The following is a 17,818-nucleotide window of genomic DNA, read 5'->3' as shown; positions in this document are numbered from 1 at the left end:
GGAGCATCAAGAACAACATTACTAGGTAAATCTGTACCAGCACCGGTTCCAGAACCAGTAGCGGCAACAGCACCCCAAGCAGCTGCGTTGGTTTCGTTACCTACATAAGTTCCTGTAAGAACATATAGGTCTAAATCAAACGCCGTTGTACTCGTGCTATTAATGTCTAGTTCAGTTACTTCAATATCAGCTGGGCCTACAGTTACGTCGTACATTACTGTCCAACCTGAGGCACCACCATTTGTTCCTATAAACATAGTGCTTAAAGAACCTGTGGTTCCTCCACCAACACCGCCAGCGGTAACAGTGTATCCACAAGCTTCGTTAACACTTACTAAAAGATCGTTAGGATCTACACTAGCCATTCCGTTTGCATCAAGGAAAACATCAAGACCTCCGCCAGAAGCAGCTTCATAGCTTAACAAGAAGTTGTCAACACCTGGTCCCCAGCCCCATCCGCCAAGGTCATCATAAGTGTAACGTACTTGGAATGCTGCGTTCACATAAGCAGAAACATCGATTGATTCAGTCTGAATAGTGGCCAAGTTTGCATCATAAAGAGCAATCTGTTGCCAAGCTGCACCGTCAAATACCTCAACGGTAAAGATTTGGTCACCAAATTCCTGGAAGGCCACATCATAGTCAACGGTTACGTTGGAAGCTCCGGTAAGGTCATATACTGGAGATAGCAATCTTACGAGGTTGGTCTGTCCATTACCCGCAGCATCATCATTGAAAATTGCGGCGTTTGTTGGAAAATCAGGACCTATAGGCATATCTCCTGAACCAAATTCCCAATCAGCAGCACCAGCTTCTACAATTGTTGACCAACCTGCAGGCACAGAAGCGCCTTCAAAGTCCTCAGACTCGGTAAAGATTCCAAATCCTCCTACACAGAATATCTCTGGTGCAGTAACGTCCTGAACGGTAACGGTAGAGGTACAAGTTGAAGAGTTGCCTGAGTTGTCGGTAACTGTAAGTATTACAGTGTTCGCACCTGTCATAGAGCAATCGAACGAAGAAACGTCCAAGCTCATAGAGGCGATGCCACAGTTGTCATTCGAGCCATTGTCAACATCGGCAGCAGTAATAGTAGCCATTCCTGTTACAGGATCAAGGTCCACTGTTATATCTTGGCAAACAGCAACTGGAAGTTCGTTGTCCAATACAGTAACATTAAAGTTACAGGTAGAGGTATTTCCATCACTATCGGTAACTGAAAGTATTACGTTAGTAACACCAACAGCGAAAGTGCTTCCGCTTGCAGGAGTGGCCACGATAGAAGAGGAGATGTTCCCGTCTTCAACATCAAAGGCAACACCGGCAAAGTTTGCTACCGCACCACAGGTACCTACGGCATTGTTTATTGTAATGTCTGCTGGACAAGCGATAGTTGGTGGATTGCCAACTACGGTTATCAAAGACATATTAATACAGAAAGAGTTTAAAGATCCGCCATCACCGAAAGGACCATTGTCCACGATGCTTAAAGTCCAAGTTCCATTAACTGGTTCCCCAGCAAAAAAAGTATTTAATAAACCACCTTCTGCTTGATAATCAGGTAATGTGGGTGCACTCGTCCAAGCAGTAATATCATTTGTTGAGCTATCTTTAAAAGTTAGGGTCTGGGCAGGGGTCAAACCTCCTATACCTCCGTTACCCGAACTAAGCACCAATGATGCACTTGATGGAGCTATCAAGACAATTTCTAGGTCACTAGCCCATCCACTTGCAGCGTTCAGGATTACATCATCAAAATGATAATCGCCATTAGCGACACCAATTACACCTGTTTCAGTAACGGTCAAAGTAGAAGTTACAGATGCTGGTGGGTCTATAGGCAAAGGAAGGCCTACAGCACATTCGCTGATATCGCCAACTGGAGGTGGAGCCACTGGAAATCCTGTAGTAGTAAGGGTAAATGCTCCTGTGCCGGAACCAAAACCATAGACAAGAACATGATACGTTGAAGAACCATCACTTGTAAAAGTAGCTTGGCTCTGAAGGCCACAAAAATCGTCGTTGTAGGCAATGCATCCAAATGCGCCACAGGTTCCTGAGAACACAGCAATTTTTGTATCATATGCACTACCACACAAACTTAATGTAACTGAAGATCCTGGTACACCAGAAGCATCGGTAAGAGTGTACCAAACCCCAGGAGCCACACTTCCAGTAATACAGGCAGGAACGGCATCAACGGTAGCGCCAACGGTAGTGGCATTAATAACGCCATCGCCCGTAATGGCTATGGCGTTCGCACATAAATCATTTGCGGGTTGGGCGAGCCCAACTGCACAAATGAAAAACGTTAAGATTAAAAAGGTAATTTTTTTCATAAAATTGATAATTTAAAATTAATAGTTAAAATGTCGTTAAAAATACCTTAATTTATCCTAAATGACAAATAATTCCCTGAACTAAAATTTTATACATTTAAGGATTATTTACAACTAACCAAGGAAAAAAATAAATTTGTATTTTTAAATATCTGTATAAAAGGCAGTTAACCCCATTTACTATGAAAAAACAATTCCTAACCTTTGTTTTATCGCTGTTTTTATTTTCTTGCTCACAAACTTCAAAAAAGGAAAGTGATGCAGAATTTACCGACAATGCGACTACATTGTATTCAAAAATCACTTCTGAAACTTCGCAATTAAATTTCACGAACAAGATAAAAGAAGATGTAGATTTCAACTTTTTAAATTATACATATATCTATGTTGGCGGTGGCGTGGCCGTGGGCGATATTGACAATGATGGACTGCAGGATCTTTATTTTATTTCCACCATGGGACCCAATAAATTATATAAAAACAAAGGTAATTTCGTTTTTGAAGATATTACAACACCTTCAAAAGCAGAAGACTACAAAGGTTTTTCAACCGGGGCTAGTATGCTGGACATCAATAACGATGGCTGGCTGGATATTTATGTTTGCAAAGCAGGCTCAGTAAAGGACGATAACGGCAGAAGAAATCTGCTATTCGTTAACCAAAAGGACGGTACTTTTAAAGAAGAAGCTAAAAAATGGGGTCTGGACGATCCTGGCTACTCTACACAAGCGTACCAGTTAGACTATGACAAAGATGGCGATCTGGATATTTACATAGTTAATTACCGCTACGATTTCAAAAACAACACTACCATAAGTGCCGAAATACAAAACCAAATTGAAGAGATTACCAGTGACCAATTGTACAGAAATGACGGCACTACTTTCACAAAAGTAACTGGCGAAGCTAGGCTATACAACAAAGCTTGGGGCTTGGCTGCGGCCGTGGGTGATTTTAATGACGATGGCTGGGACGATATTTATGTTTCCAACGATTTTCTAGAGCCAGACCAATTGTACATAAACCAAAAAAACGGCACCTTCAAAAACGAAATAAACAGTCGCATAGACCATATATCGTTCTATAGTATGGGATCTGATTATGCAGACCTAAACAACGATCTTCTTCCAGACCTTATAACTGTTGATATGACTGCTGAAAGCTATCAGCGCAGCAAGCAGAATATGGCATCCATGAATACAGAAAATTTCTACAAAATGGTTGCTATTGGTTACAACCATCCTTATATGACCAACATGCTACATTATAACAAAGGCAATGGAAAATTCAACGAAACTGCACTCCTAAGCGGCGTAGCAAAAAGCGACTGGAGCTGGGCACCACTTATCGCCGATTTTGACAATGATGGAATGAAGGATATCTTTATTACAAACGGAGTTATCAAGGATTACACCAACCAAGATTTCAGAACGGAGATGAAGAAAAAAATAGCCAACAATGAACAGATGACGTTGGAAGAAGTGCAAAAAATGCTGCCCTCTCAGAAACTGAACAATTATATCTACAAAAACAATGGCGACCTTACTTTTTCTAAAAGGATGAAGGAATGGGGAATGGAAGACCCAACTTTTTCAAACGGAGCAGCTTATGCCGACCTTGACAATGACGGTGATTTGGATCTTATAATAAACAACATAGACGACGAGGTAGGGCTTTACCGAAACAATGCCAACAACAATTATCTTCAAGTAAAACTGAAAGGTCCAAGCAATAATTCCTTGGGAATTGGAGCGAAAGTCTATGTGAAAAAGGCAGATACTATTCAATTTCAGCAGTTGTATCTTGCCCGTGGTTTTGAATCTTCTGTGACAGATATACTTCATTTTGGACTAGGCAAGAACGATAAAGTGGACGAAGTGGTCGTGCAATGGCCCGATGGAAAAATTTCAAAACTGAACAACCCTAAAAGCAACAAAATGTATAATGTGGATTATAACACCGCAGTTGTGGGAGCAGTTACTTATCAAAATCCCGTTTCCAAAAAATCAAGTATAGATCCTGCAAGTATAGGAATTGACTATATGCAGAAAGAGAACGATTTTGACGATTTTTCACTTCAACTTCTCATTCCCCAAAAACAATCCACTAAAGGCAGTGGTCTTGCCGTGGCCGACGTTAATGGGGATGGACTAGACGACTTTTTTGCAGGTAATGCCGCAGGAGCCGAAGCCGCTTTATACATTCAAAAAGCAGATGGAAATTTCACAAAAACAAACGAAGCGCTTTGGAAAAACAATGCAAAATATGAAGATGCAAATGCACTCTTTTTTGATGCTGATGGCGATGGCGACCAAGACCTTTATGTGGCAAGCGCTGGCTATGAACTGGATGAAAATAGCCCGCTTTTACAGGACAGACTGTTTATGAATGATGGCAAAGGCAATTTTACCTACAAAAAACAAGCTTTACCAACCATGTTGGTTTCTGGAAAAAGTGTTGTGGCTGCAGATTATGACGCTGATGGCGACCTAGATTTATTTGTTGGCGGAAATGTAGTTCCAAAAAAATACCCGCTTTCCCCACGCTCCTATCTTCTTAAAAACGAAAACGGAATATTTAAAGATGCAACTGGAGAAAACCCTTCACTTAAAGAAATAGGAATGGTTTCCGAAGCTGTCTTTACAGATTATGACAACGATAAAGACCTTGACCTTTTGGTAACCGGAGAGTGGATGGCTCCAACCATTTTCACCAACAATAAAGGAAGTTTCACCAAAAACGAAAATACAACAGGACTTGAAAACACCGAAGGTTGGTGGTTTACAGTCAGTGCCGCAGATTTTGATGGTGACGGCGATGAAGATTATGTTTTTGGAAACATTGGTGGGAACAATAAATTTCATCCTTCCGAAGAAAAACCGCTGTTTATTTATGCCAAAGATTTTGACAATAACGGCAGCTTTGATGTAGCGATGAGCAAAATCAACGACGGAAGACTTGTCCCAGTGCGTGGAAAAGAATGTAGCAGCCAACAAAACCCATTCTTGCTCGATAAGATAAAAAGCTATAAGGAATTTTCAACATTGGATATGAACGGTATTTACGGCGAAGAAGAGCTTAAAGACGCTTTTAAACTAACTTGCCATGATTTTGAAAGTATGTACGCAGAAAACTTGGGTGGCGGAAAGTTTAAAGTGAAAAGATTACCAAACGAAGCACAGTTGGGTCCTACCCTTTCTTTTATTTCCCGCGATTTCAACAACGATGGAAATATGGATATTATGGGTGTTGGCGCCATTTATGATGCCGAAGTGGAAACCATTCGTTATGACAGCAATTACGGTTATGTATTGTTGGGTGATGGCAAAGGCAGTTTTAACTATTCCAGAGAATATGTTCCATTTATAGCCAGCGATTCAAAGAACATGAAATCTATCAAGATTAACGGTAACGAAATGTTTATAGTTGTTAGCAATAATGGGCCACTACAGATTTTTAACTTTAAATCGTAAGTTTAGAAAAAAGGACGGTATTGGGCTACCCGAAAATCGATAGTTGTTTTTTCGGGAAATTTGTCCTTCATTTTTTTGTAATCCAAAAGGGTGCCTACAGCTCTATTTGCTGCTCCCGAAGGGGCAATCAAGGAAACGGTTTTAACAATTCGACCGTTATCTGGCAGTTGAAGTGTATGAATTCGGGGCACTTTGTTTGAAACCAATTTCAACGAAATATTGTATTCTTTCAGTTTTCTTCGGAAGAAATATTCTGGACCATTTTTACTGTTTCCACCTGTAAAAAGCAGCGTATCTATTTTATGATTTTGCTGAAGCACGGCAACCAAATCTCGCAGCTCTACTTCAAGCATCCCAATATCTGAAGCATCCACTTTTTCACGTCTTGCAGATGCAACCATATCGCAAATGCCAATACCTCTTTTTATAAGGAAGTGCTCGCGTTGTTCAATTGCCTCAGCAGTGGTTTCAAATTTTAAATCTAAGCCGAATATCATGTCTAAAATGGGCCACAACTGTCCGTCGCGACTTCCATAACAGAAATCTACATCACCTTCCTTCAACTCGCCAGTTGTGAAACGCGGCGGCGGCAAGGTACCAACAATCAGTTTAGTGGCAGATTCTGGAATGAAAGGTGGGTATGGGTGAATGTGGTGGAACAAATTGATTAACGATTTTAGATTTATGATTGTCGATTAAACCCAACTTGAAACTTGAAACTTTCAGCTTTGAGCTTACCGTATAAAAACAGGCTCATTCTCCTTCTCTGTATATTCTTCACTATAGCCATAACCATCATAATCAAACCCCTTTAATTCATCCAAGGTCGTTACATTTTTATCGATAACAAAACGCACCATACTACCGCGCGCTTTTTTTGCGAAGAAAGAGATTATCTTCAATTCCCCGTTTTTGAAATCTTTAAAAACAGGAGAAATTACAGGCACCTTAAGTTTCTTTTCGTCTATAGCGTTAAAATATTCTACACTTGCAAGATTTAAGAAAAGTTCATCATCTTCCAACTCTTCGTTTAAGGTTTCTGTAAGTGTATTTTTCCAAAAGGAATACAAATCTTTTTTATGGTTTACGGGAAGTTTCGTTCCCATTTCCAAACGATAAGGCTGCATTAAATCCAAAGGGCGCAACAAACCGTACATTCCAGAAAGTATGCGGAGTGAATTTTGTAACAGATCAAGCTTTTCTGAAGGGATGGTGTATGCATCCAAACCCGTATAAACGTCACCTGCAAAAGCGTAAACCGCAGGGCGGGCATTTTCTTTTGTGAAAGGAGTATTAAATTCTTTATATCGTTGGTAATTGAGCTCCGCCAGTTTATCGCTGATATACATCAGCTTGCCAATTGCTTTTTTGCTTTTGCGCTCCAACTTGCTATTTATCATTTCAGCAGCTTCCAAAAATTTGGGTTGCGTAGCGCGGGTGGTGGGGAGTTTGGATTCAAGATCTAGCGTTTTGGCTGGGGAAATTACTATTTTCATCTACTTAGCTTTTTCTTCAAAAATAACGAAAACAATTGGAATTTCTGATTCGTTAATTCGGGATGAATTCATTCGGAATTTGGAATTTCAAAACCTAGCACTTCGTCCCTCGCTTTTATTTCGTAGCTCGTCGCTAGCATTTCGTATTTTAAATTTACCTCTTCGCTCTTCGCTCGTATTTCGTATTTCGTATTTCAAATTTCGCTCGTCGCTCGTCGTTCGTCGCTCGGACTTCGTATTTCAAGTTTCAATCAATTCTTCTTCCAATGGTAGTAAAACTCAATCCCTGCGAACCACGAAGCGAAGTCATAATTGCCTCAAAAAGCGGTTCGGGAGTTGTGTATTTTGTAGTCCATTCAAAAATAAAATTGGCGCCACTGCCGCCGTGGTTGTCTATTTCGTCAATCACTATCTCCACAGTTTCCAAAGGTTTTAAATAGATAGGTTTTTTGAAATAATGGCGTATTAATAGTCCTTCAGTATCGTAATAATCTGCTTTTGAAATGTAGATAGTGTCCGTATCGCTCACATTCCGAAGACTAACCATAGCGGTTAAGCTCTGCGATTTTTCCAACGAAAAACTGTAAATGTGCGAGTAGATGCTCAAATAGGTCTTCCCTTTTTGGAGCGAATCCCCTTTCTGCCCCGAAATTTCAGGATCAACATAATGGTCTTCCCAATGATTAGATTGATAGGAGCTAATACCCTTGGGTTCTTCACAGGCCACAAATATTCCAATAAGCAATAATAAGGTTGTGATTTGTGATATTTTATAAAAGTTTTTTATAATGTGATATTCACCTGTATATAATATTTTGAGAAAAGACATTTTATAAAACTAATGAATAGAAAACATCTTAATATTTGCTTACCCATAACCACAATAGTTCAATTAGTTGTGTAAATGGTATTCATTATTTTCAAAGTTAAAGGAAAAATAGTAATTCTCCTTTTAATATTTTGCTCCTTTTAAATCACATTTTGTAGCTTCATACCCTATTATTTTAAATATTTCAATTTGAAAAAACTTTATTTCCCCATTTATACGCAAGTAAGTGAAAAGCCCATTGTTATCACCGAAAAATTACCGTCGAAAGTTTTTGATTATCCTTTTTTTAATGATGCTGTTCCTTTGGTTCGCTCAATGAATTCTAACCGAAAAAAAATTGACTTAAGCGCTGAATCAAATTCAGTTAATGTAGGATCATTAAAACTAAAAGGCTTTATTTTCCATACTTCCCACTGCGGTTCCACCCTGCTGGCAAACATGCTTGGTGCTTCAAAAAAGACACGCATAGTTTCCGAAACAGAAGCCATCAACGGGCTCTTAATTTCTAAAGTGTTCTATAATCTCGAGGAAACAATGCTGTTAAAAAGCCTCAAAACCATAATTGACGCTTATTTACAGTCATTGGGCGAGGCAGAGCAGCTAATTTTCAAACTTAGTTCGTGGAATGTGTTTTTTATCAATCTTTTTCAAAAAGCATATCCAGAAGTACCGTGGATATTCATAGACAGAAAAACTGAGGAAGTTGTTCAAAGTCTTTCAAAATCTGGTCTTGGTTTTGTGGAATGGTTTTACCATCCAACACCTATACTTCAGAAATACTTTTTGGGCGAAAATGTACAGACCGAATCTTTTGAAGATTATCTTTCAGCCATGGTTGAAGCACATAAAAATGGTGCTGAAAAAGCTCGCTCCGGAAAAAAACTTGTTGTGAGTTATCCGTCTTTTTTAAATGAATTTGAAAACAAAATTCTCCCTCATTTCAGTTTGAAATATTCTAAAATAGAATTACTTGCTGCCCAAGAAATAAAAAAATACGACGCCAAAAGTATTTCTAAAACCCGTTATTCAAATTTAAGCAGCTGAAAATTCTTGAATGTTTAAAGCTTTGAAAACCTTTTTGATACCCTTTTTATTTTCAGAAAGAACAATGAGCACATCATCTTCCATAATTACAGTACCACCGTTGGGGGTAATGTATTTTTCATCCCTTTTTATCATTGCGATAATTGCGGTTTTGGGGAATTCAATATCCACAATTTTTTTACCCACCACCTTGTTTCCATTTGCAATACCTATCTCCCGCATTTCTGTTTTGGGATGTTCCTCAAGGAATTTTTCTGAGGGAGTTATTTTTTTCTCCTCGCTGGGAATACTCACCTTTAACCATTTTGCAACTACTGAAAGGGTCGTTCCTTGAATCAAAATAGAGGTGAGTGAAATGAAAAACACAATATTAAACATCATATTGGCCTTGTCAATGCCAGCTAATAAAGGGTAGGTTGCGAATACAATTGGCACGGCTCCGCGTAATCCAACCCAAGAAATATAAAACCGTCTTCGCAATTTCATTTTAAAGGGAATCAAACTTATAAAAACCGCCGCAGGACGCGCCACAAAAATTAAAAACAAAGATATTATAAGTCCGATGCCAATTACGGGAACAATCTGTGATGGAAACACTAAAAGACCCAAGGTTAAGAAAAGCACAATCTGCATCAACCACGCCAAGCCATCATACATTTTAAGAATGGTTTTCTTATGGATTAAGTATTGGTTCCCCAAGAAGACAGCACAAATATAAATAGCTAAAAAGCCGTTACCTCCCACAAAATCGGTTACGGAAAAAGTAATAAACATCAATGCAATTACAAGCACTGGATATAAGCCTTCAAAATCTAGGTTGATTTTATTGATTATAATCTTGCTTAACTTTCCAAAACCAAATCCAGCTATGGTTCCAATAATCATTTGTTGAAAAAACAACGGAATCATGGAGGCCAATCCTTTATCCTGATTGATTACCAAACCCAGAAAAGCAATGGTCAACACATAGGCCATAGGGTCGTTACTCCCACTTTCCATCTCGAGGGTGGGACGCAAGTTAGCACGGAGCGCTAGGTTTTTAGATCGTAAAATGGAAAATACGGCAGCCGCATCTGTTGAGGAAACTATACTTCCCAAGAGCAAACTTTCATAAATGGTGAAATCTGTTACGTAATAAACAAAAGTTCCCAGGCCAACAGCTGTCAATAAAACCCCAAGAGTTGAAAGCACAAAACCTTCTTTCACTATAGGCTTTACAGCTTTCCAGTCGGTATCAAGACCCCCTGAAAAAAGAATGAAATTTAATGAAATTATGCCTATCAATTGTGCGAGTTGCGGATCATCAAAGCTGATGCCACCAATGCCATCCTCACCCGCTAGCATCCCAATTCCCAAGAAAAGAACTAAGGTGGGAACACCAAATTTATAAGAAGTTTTACCCGCTATAATACTTATAAAAAGCAATAACGAACCAACAAGTAAAATGTTTTCAATGGTTAAATCCAATAACTTTCGGTTTAATGTTTCACATTTTAGCAAAATACGAATTTAAACTTTCAAAAATAACTGGAATCTATTTTTAGCACGAACAAAAACATCTCCACAGAATTCTAGTTCCATATTCACAAATAACCCTAATTTTGCAAGCAATGGCAACTAACAAAATAGAACTCCGCACCGTAAACGTTACGCGTTATATAACTCCGCTAAGAGAAGGAGGTTCTTTACCTGCTTTGGCCGAAGCGGACGACGATTTTAAATACGTGCTAAAATTTCGCGGCGCAGGCCATGGTGTAAAAGCCTTGATTGCAGAATTGTTGGGCGGTGAAATTGCTCGAACATTAGGCCTGAGAGTACCCGAGCTAGTTTTCGCTAAGCTCGATGAAGCCTTTGGACGCAGCGAAGGCGACGAGGAAATTCAAGATTTATTAAAGGGCAGCCAAGGACTCAACTTGGCTTTGCACTTTCTCTCGGGCGCCTTAACCTTTGATCCCGTCGTAATAACTGTGGATGAAAATTTGGCTTCTAAAATTGTGTGGCTAGATGCCTTTATAACCAATATAGACCGAACGGTAAAAAACACCAATATGCTCATTTGGCATAAGGAACTTTGGCTGATTGATCACGGTGCTACTTTTTATTTTCAACATGCTTGGGGCGACTGGGAAAAAGCAGCTGTAAGTCCGTTTCCTTATATAAAAGATCACGTTCTTTTGTCTCAGGCTACCACGGTCGAAGAAATACATAGTGAAATGATAGCACTGCTTCCCGATGAAAAACTACAGGAAATAACAAACCTCATCCCTTTAGATTGGTTAAATTGGGAAGGCGCAGAAATGAATGCCGCAGAAATTAGAGAAGTGTACTATCAGTTTTTAGTACTTAGAAGAAACAATGCTAACAACTTTGTAAAACAAATTCAGGATGCCCGGGAAACACTTGTATGAATATGCGGTAATACGTTTGGTGCCCCGTGTAGAACGCGAGGAATTCCTGAATGTGGGTATCATTCTTTTCAGTAAAGGTGCCAAATACCTAAATTGTAAATATCGCATTGACACCGAAAAACTAAAACTTTTTTCCTGTGAACTGGAAGTAGAGGATTTTGAGAAGAACCTCAACGCTTTCGAAAAAATCTGCTCAGGATCAAAGGAAGGAGGCCCTGTGGCACAATGGGAATTCCCTGATAGGTTTCGATGGCTTACAGCACAACGCAGTTCTTCGCTTCAAACCTCACGCCCGCACAATGGGTTTAGCAATGATTTGGATGCTACTCTGGAAAGGCTTTTTGGGGAATTGGTGCTTTAAAAAGTTGAGGCATCGAGCAGTTTAGAATTGCTCGATAATCCTTTATTCTGCCTTACTTCCGGTTAATTATTCAGTACTGCGAAAACCTTCCCCGTATAAAAAATATTCCCGTGATTATTACTTCTTATTACAAGCATTACATAACCTGAATTGCCAGCGGGTATTGAAATAGAAAAAGCACCAACTTCAACTTATTCGAGGAAAATCTTTTTGGTTATTATCTCGCCTTGAATATCCACTTTAACAATGAGCATTCCCACTGAAAAATAGTTAGTAGGTATTTCAACTTCGTTAAACCCTTTTTTAAGGTCGAAGTCTTTGTTTGCGATTTTTTTTCCATTGACATCAAAGATTTCTACTGAAGCGCGCTGATCTTTTGGTAGCTGAAGGCCTACTTTTATGGGATTTCCATACTTGCTTGGATTGGGATAAACCGATAAAGAATACTTTTCCGAGTTTTCATTTGATATTTTTTCTGATGAACTTGTTTGATCGGGAAAGTTTCTTCCAAAACTTCCGGTCAGCGCACCATAGGCTTCAAATTCAATGATATGCACTCCAACGTTGAATGAATTATAATTCATATTTATCCGTATATAGCGTGCTGTAGGGTTGCTAAGATTAAAGGTATTCCCTTGGCTAGTTGCCGGAGTTGTGTTTGCATTGTAATCGGCCAAAGTTGTCCAATTTGTCCCATTCACTGAACCTTGAATATCGTATTGATAATATCTTACACCATCATAATACGTAAAAACCACTAATTTGCTAAGATCGTATTCAGCTCCCAAATCTACACTCCACCACTGAGAGAAAGGACTGGCTCCCCACCAATTATCTATTGTATAGATACCATCAACCGCTTTTGAACTCGGTCTTTCGGTACCACTGGATGAGGTTGTTGTTTTGTTTAAAGCAATATTTCCAACAGGCGGTGGATTGTCGTTACTTATAATATTTACTGTGGCATTCGAAGGTGAACCCACCGTATAACCAGTACCCGAGGAAAGTGTAAGCACTACCGTTTCTAACGGTTCTATCTCTGTATCATCAATAGGGATTATTGTTAAGCTCCCACTCTGCTGCCCATTGGGGATAGTTATCGACCCCGAAAGTGCGGTATAATCGGAACCTGGAGTAGCTGTGCCTCCAACGGTGTAATTAACCGTAAGTGGACCGTTGTTATTTATTGCACCGAGGCTTACCGTAAAGGTTCCGCTATCCAACGGATTCTCGGCAGCAGATGCATCTGTTGCATTTATTATTACTTGAGGATTATTACCCGACATGGTTCCATAAGCTTCAAATTCCATGATATGAACCCCTTGGTTCGCTGAATTATAATTCATATTTACCCTTAAATAACGGGCTTTCGGATTACTGAGGTTGAAAGTATTTCCTTGACTCGTCGCAGGGGTCGTATTTGCGTTAAAATCAACTACAGTTGTCCAATTGCTTCCATCTGTAGAGGCCTGGATGTCATATTGATAATAGCGATTATTGCCATAATATGTTGTCAATACTATTTTGCTAATGTCAAAATTGTTTCCAAGATCCACTTGCCACCATTGTGGATATGGAATCCCCTGCCAATAGTTGTTTCTGTTATAGATGCCATCAACAGCCCTATCCTTTGTAGAAGCTCCGTTAGATACTGTTGTTGGTTTTAAAAGCGCAAGGTTTGTTCCAGGAGGAATAACATCGTCACTGGAAATGTTAACCGTTGCAGTTACAGGGGCAATTATATTATAACCAGTACCCTCCGACAATGTGATGATGACGGTTTCAGATGGTTCCACCTCCGTGTCGTCAGTTGGAGTAACCGTAATAGTTTCGCTTTGCTGCCCATTGGGTATAGTCACCGTTCCCGAAAGTGAAGTATAATCAGATCCAGGTGTTGCAGACCCACTTATTGTATAATTTATTGTAATCGGACTGCCAGTATTTACCGAATTTAAATTTACAGAAAAGGTACCCAAATCCAATGGATTCTCTCCTGCACTAGCATCAAGAGCAACCACCGTAGCGACAGGGTTGTTATTTGCGGGAACTGTTCTGAAATATTGTTTCCCTAACCAAACATTGTGAGTATTATCCCAAGAACTATAATAGGAGCTGTCAGAAAGACCAGAAGCTGTTGCTGCCCAAGTACCAGCACTCACCAAATAATCATCGTTAAATACATTTTGAGCTTTGGAAGCAGTGAAATACTCTGTATATAAATTTAAAGCAACTCCTCCAATATTGTTGGCAACATCTTGCATAATTAGCGAAGCATAAATATGGTCAGAATGGTCGTCTGGGTTTATACCCAAATCATCATCCGCCACGTTGAATGTAACATTGGAGGAGGGAATCATTTCAGAAGTAACTATTGCTTGAAGTGTGGCCTCCAAATTGGCTAAAGAACTATATGTAGCGGTTCCATCAATTGCCGAAATGCTTGCTATGGAACCATTATATAATTTTTGCAAGCTTTTATTGTTATTCAAAGGATAACCATTTCCACTGTAATCTCCATCAGGTAATCTTAAAAAATAGGCTACTGCATTTCGGTATGAAAATTTTAAAAGCTGGTGCCCGTTTACCGTTACAGTGGTTTGGTTCATGTTATTGCCAAGAGCACCTACATTGGTAAAGGTATTGGACATAAACCGTATGGCTCTTAAACTTCCCTCTTCCCTTGCCAGATAATAACTACTGCTTGAACCTCCACCACCATCTCCAGCAGTTACATGCAGGAAAATAACTTTTTCGTTGGCACCTTTAACACTGTGGTATGCATTTGGGTTCATGAATAGTTGCCAATCATCGGGATGGGCAATCACATATACACTAGTAGTTTGTGCTGTTAAATTTGAGAAACCGAAAAAGACAATCAGTCCAATTATAAATACAAATTTGCTTTTAGTTTTCATGATCAATTAATTTTATTTCCAGTTTAAAATTTTTCATATTGAAAAAATTAAAAATTTATTTGATTAGCGTTCTTAGGGTCTAATAAAAATCCCCATTACACCCTTTTTTAAAAAAGGGTGTAATGGGGATAGGCCGTAAAGATAATAAAAATTATCTTATCCTATTGAGGGTTATCTTTTATAATTATTTTGTTTTTAACGTATTTAAAAGATTGACAATAAGCGATATAAGTTCCATTTATTTTCAACAAGAGTTACCTAATCTTCCTTAAAGGTAAAATTTTCTTTGGTATGATATATTACTTCGGTTGTTTCTTGAAATTGTATGCAAAGTATTGAACCTTCAACCCAATCGGGTTGAGTATTACTCTGGATTAATGTTGGGGGTCAAATCAAAACTAAAACCACCTATTGCGATTAACTACTTAACTTCTCCTTGATAACTGATAGTACCACGGTCATTACTGCTTATAGTAAGTGAAGCATACCCTGAATCATTTACTGACAATGCTATTAAATACGTATTCCCTTCATCATTTACAGTAGTGTTTACTTTGTATTCCTTATTTTTTTCAATAGTAAAGTTTTTAGGTTTTCCTTGAAAACGCATCCCTTTGTCACGACCCAAAGCCATTCCACCATAAGCTCTTCCGTAAAAAGGGAGGTTACTGACAATTTTCTCTGGGGAAAAGGTTACGGAATAACCACTTCCCACTAAATTTTTTGGGGTTCCACTTATGGGAAATGCTGTGTTGGCAACAAACTCAAAGGTTTTGGAATTCAACAAGTTTTCAATGTTGCTAGTATTTTCTGTTTCTTGGGATGTGCTTGCTTTTATATCCTTTTCTTGCGCTAATGCACTTACAAGAATAAAATAAAATAGCACTGCAAACAATAGGTTAGATGTTTTCATAATCCTTCTTTTTGTGTTTAAGTAATAGTAACTAAGACAGGCTACTGCAACTTTTTATTGCTTCCAATCTTGCAATTGTTTCAAATAGATATACGACTCCACAAAATCAACCTGCTCCTGCCCTGCCATCTTTTTCAATACGTTCAATGCGGAAACATAGCTGATTAAATTTCCGTTGGAAGAAATAAACTTGCCGTCTTCCATATATCTCACAACACTATCATTTTGCACTTTCAGATTGGGATATAACTTTTGAAGCTCTGCTCCCCCGCCAATCCAAGTCACAATTTTTTTGCCATCTGCAATTCCAGATTCGCCAATTAAATGAGCGCCGGCACAATTGCTCACGGTATATTTTGTGTTTTTGTTCTGCTCTTTTATAAAGCTTACAATTTTTGGATTGTGAACTTGGGTGTACATATCATAAGCGCTGGGAACAAAAAGCACGTCCAGTTTTGGACAGTTTTCAAAAGTGTAATCCGGAACTATTTTTAAACCTTCCTCACTTACAATTGGATCCGAAGTTTCAGCGATTGTGATTACATTAAACAGTTGCTTCCCAGCCTCAGTATGTTTTGTAAAAACATCGGCCGTGGCGGTAACTTCTGTAGTCAAAACGCCGTTGTACATCAACAGGCCAATTATTGGCAAACTGTCGTTTATTGGCTTTAATAATTGTTGTTCAGCTGCGGCCACAACTTCGGGATCTGTTGGGCCGCTTTCTGGATTGGTGGACTTATCTGTGCCGAAATTACAGCCAATCAACGATAGGGATAAAACAATAAATAGAATGTTTAGTTTTTTCATTGTAATAAAGGTTTGTGTTTTAGCGATATTCTGGATTTTCAAAACTCCAATGCGTACCGTCATCCCAATCTCTTCGGGAGTTTCCGTATTTGGGATAACCACCTTGCGCTTTCATCATATTTGCTAAATGGAGCAAATTATAAGTCATAAAGGTAGTATTCCTATTGGTGAAATCATTGTGCTTTGCACCACTTTCTTTGTCCATATAACTTGGTCCGGGACCAGCTTCCCCAATCCAACCACAATCTGCTTGGGGCGGAATACTGTAGCCCACATGCTGCAAAGCATAGAGAATACCCATTGCACAGTGTTTTATACCATCTTCATTACCCGTAATAATACAACCACCCACTTTTCCGTAAAAATAATATTGCCCCTTTTCATTTTGCAAACTACTCATTGCGTAAAGCCGTTCAATTAATTTTGTAGCAACAGATGATTTTTCTCCCAACCAAATTGGAGTGCCTACAATTAGAATATCTGCTGCGTCCACTTTTTTCCATATCTCTGGCCATGCATCTTCTTTCGCGCCATGCTCTGTCATATCTGGATATACGCCGTAGGCAACGGGATGATCCACAAGGCGAATGTTTTCAAAAGAAACCCCTTCGGCTTCCAGAATATTTTGCGAAACGTCCATCAATCCTTGTGTATGGCTCATTTGCGGAGATTGCTTTAAGGTACAGTTAATATAAAGTGCTTTTAGTTTTGAAAAATCTGGTTTTTGCATAATATGTTGTTTTTGAAAACAAAACTGTCAAAAGCATTCAAAGTTATTATGAATCAACTGAACTTTTGACAATTTTGTTTCGTAGTTATAATTAATTATTTTCGAGCTGTAAACGCCACTCCCAGTCCAAATACAAGGTGACCAATTAATGTTGCCATTAATAACATTACCATAGACCCTTCGCCTGGCGCCATGCCCATAATTGTCATCATAATTTTAGCAAAGACAAATGCCAAAAAGCCAAAAAGTAACCCAGACAATAATGTATTTGCAATTTTTACTTTAGGATCAAAAAGATACACATAAACAAAGGCATATGCAATTCCTATCATAAAGTGCATAATCCAGCCCACTATCAAAGGCATTCCCAACATTCCAGCTACCATTGCGGGAGGCGACATTTTTGGCATCCCCATATAGGGAGCCATTAAAATTACCAACGACATTACTATTGTACCCACAATACCTGCTGCAATTGATTTACTTACATTAGCTTTCATAGT

At 38.9% G+C, this 17,818-nt stretch carries 14 protein-coding genes; 4 read left to right on the top strand and 10 right to left on the bottom strand.

Going from position 1 to position 17,818, the window contains the following annotated elements; genetic code table 11:
- Window positions 1-2,339, bottom strand: a 2,339-nt coding sequence (locus tag ESU54_RS10470) for an HYR domain-containing protein (RefSeq protein WP_146848117.1), incomplete at its 3' end; no start/stop codon positions are given.
- A gap of 182 nt (window positions 2,340-2,521) precedes the next feature.
- On the opposite strand from ESU54_RS10470, the gene ESU54_RS10465 reads away from it, so the two are divergent.
- The gene (locus ESU54_RS10465) at window positions 2,522-5,812 is read left to right on the top strand and encodes a VCBS repeat-containing protein (protein WP_111845774.1); all 3,291 of its coding nucleotides are present in this window, start codon (window positions 2,522-2,524) and stop codon (window positions 5,810-5,812) included.
- A 2-nt stretch (window positions 5,813-5,814) separates the two neighbouring features.
- On the opposite strand, the gene ESU54_RS10460 is transcribed toward ESU54_RS10465, so the two are convergent.
- From ESU54_RS10460 to ESU54_RS10450, 3 genes are all read right to left on the bottom strand, one after another.
- On the bottom strand, window positions 5,815-6,474 hold the full coding sequence (locus ESU54_RS10460) for a uracil-DNA glycosylase family protein (protein ID WP_111845773.1): 660 nt from the start codon (window positions 6,472-6,474) through the stop codon (window positions 5,815-5,817).
- 72 nt (window positions 6,475-6,546) lie between these two features.
- Window positions 6,547-7,308 (bottom strand): peroxide stress protein YaaA, encoded by a 762-nt coding sequence (yaaA, locus tag ESU54_RS10455; protein ID WP_111845772.1) that lies wholly within the window; start codon window positions 7,306-7,308, stop codon window positions 6,547-6,549.
- Window positions 7,309-7,555: 247 nt separating this feature from the next.
- On the bottom strand, window positions 7,556-8,137 hold the full coding sequence (locus ESU54_RS10450; RefSeq protein WP_170253272.1) for a DUF3124 domain-containing protein: 582 nt from the start codon (window positions 8,135-8,137) through the stop codon (window positions 7,556-7,558).
- Window positions 8,138-8,326: 189 nt separating this feature from the next.
- Here ESU54_RS10450 and ESU54_RS10445 point away from each other — a divergent pair, with 189 nt between their 5' ends.
- Entirely contained in the window at window positions 8,327-9,181 is an 855-nt protein-coding gene (locus ESU54_RS10445; protein WP_111845771.1) for a hypothetical protein, read from the top strand.
- Here ESU54_RS10445 and ESU54_RS10440 read toward each other — a convergent pair.
- Window positions 9,170-10,648 (bottom strand): potassium/proton antiporter, encoded by a 1,479-nt coding sequence (locus ESU54_RS10440; protein WP_111845788.1) that lies wholly within the window; start codon window positions 10,646-10,648, stop codon window positions 9,170-9,172. The genes ESU54_RS10445 and ESU54_RS10440 overlap by 12 nt on opposite strands.
- Before the next feature lie 143 nt (window positions 10,649-10,791).
- On the opposite strand from ESU54_RS10440, the gene ESU54_RS10435 reads away from it, so the two are divergent.
- Window positions 10,792-11,589, top strand: a complete 798-nt coding sequence (locus ESU54_RS10435) for a HipA family kinase (protein ID WP_111845770.1) — start codon at window positions 10,792-10,794, stop codon at window positions 11,587-11,589.
- Window positions 11,567-11,950 (top strand): DUF3037 domain-containing protein, encoded by a 384-nt coding sequence (locus tag ESU54_RS10430; protein WP_111845769.1) that lies wholly within the window; start codon window positions 11,567-11,569, stop codon window positions 11,948-11,950. Before ESU54_RS10435 ends, ESU54_RS10430 begins: the two co-directional genes overlap by 23 nt.
- A gap of 191 nt (window positions 11,951-12,141) precedes the next feature.
- Here ESU54_RS10430 and ESU54_RS10425 read toward each other — a convergent pair whose 3' ends face one another.
- From ESU54_RS10425 to ESU54_RS10405, 5 genes are all read right to left on the bottom strand, one after another.
- Entirely contained in the window at window positions 12,142-14,865 is a 2,724-nt protein-coding gene (locus ESU54_RS10425) for a galactose-binding domain-containing protein (protein ID WP_111845768.1), read from the bottom strand.
- Between the two features lie 421 nt (window positions 14,866-15,286).
- On the bottom strand, window positions 15,287-15,778 hold the full coding sequence (locus ESU54_RS10420) for a DUF4251 domain-containing protein (protein ID WP_111845767.1): 492 nt from the start codon (window positions 15,776-15,778) through the stop codon (window positions 15,287-15,289).
- A gap of 54 nt (window positions 15,779-15,832) precedes the next feature.
- A complete protein-coding gene (locus ESU54_RS10415) occupies window positions 15,833-16,585 on the bottom strand; it encodes a DJ-1/PfpI family protein (protein ID WP_111845766.1) in 753 nt (250 codons plus the stop codon).
- Window positions 16,586-16,604: 19 nt separating this feature from the next.
- Entirely contained in the window at window positions 16,605-17,315 is a 711-nt protein-coding gene (locus ESU54_RS10410; RefSeq protein WP_111845765.1) for a flavodoxin family protein, read from the bottom strand.
- A 95-nt stretch (window positions 17,316-17,410) separates the two neighbouring features.
- The gene (locus tag ESU54_RS10405; protein ID WP_111845764.1) at window positions 17,411-17,815 is read right to left on the bottom strand and encodes a DUF6789 family protein; all 405 of its coding nucleotides are present in this window, start codon (window positions 17,813-17,815) and stop codon (window positions 17,411-17,413) included.
- Window positions 17,816-17,818: the final 3 nt, after the last annotated feature.

It is taken from the genome of Aequorivita antarctica, assembly GCF_007997155.1.
Taxonomy (GTDB): Bacteria; Bacteroidota; Bacteroidia; order Flavobacteriales; family Flavobacteriaceae; genus Aequorivita; species Aequorivita antarctica.
This window is presented reverse-complemented; position numbering and strand designations above follow the sequence as displayed.

What these genes read in the sequence shown, in the direction of transcription:
- ESU54_RS10435 (WP_111845770.1), top strand. Translation starts at nt 10,792, where the DNA reads ATGGCAACTAACAAAATAGAACTCCGCACCGTAAACGTTACGCGTTAT.
- ESU54_RS10415 (WP_111845766.1), bottom strand. Translation starts at nt 16,585, where the DNA reads ATGAAAAAACTAAACATTCTATTTATTGTTTTATCCCTATCGTTGATT.
- yaaA (WP_111845772.1), bottom strand. Translation starts at nt 7,308, where the DNA reads ATGAAAATAGTAATTTCCCCAGCCAAAACGCTAGATCTTGAATCCAAA.
- ESU54_RS10410 (WP_111845765.1), bottom strand. Translation starts at nt 17,315, where the DNA reads ATGCAAAAACCAGATTTTTCAAAACTAAAAGCACTTTATATTAACTGT.
- ESU54_RS10425 (WP_111845768.1), bottom strand. Translation starts at nt 14,865, where the DNA reads ATGAAAACTAAAAGCAAATTTGTATTTATAATTGGACTGATTGTCTTT.
- ESU54_RS10420 (WP_111845767.1), bottom strand. Translation starts at nt 15,778, where the DNA reads ATGAAAACATCTAACCTATTGTTTGCAGTGCTATTTTATTTTATTCTT.
- ESU54_RS10465 (WP_111845774.1), top strand. Translation starts at nt 2,522, where the DNA reads ATGAAAAAACAATTCCTAACCTTTGTTTTATCGCTGTTTTTATTTTCT.
- ESU54_RS10450 (WP_170253272.1), bottom strand. Translation starts at nt 8,137, where the DNA reads ATGTCTTTTCTCAAAATATTATATACAGGTGAATATCACATTATAAAA.
- ESU54_RS10430 (WP_111845769.1), top strand. Translation starts at nt 11,567, where the DNA reads ATGCCCGGGAAACACTTGTATGAATATGCGGTAATACGTTTGGTGCCC.
- ESU54_RS10405 (WP_111845764.1), bottom strand. Translation starts at nt 17,815, where the DNA reads ATGAAAGCTAATGTAAGTAAATCAATTGCAGCAGGTATTGTGGGTACA.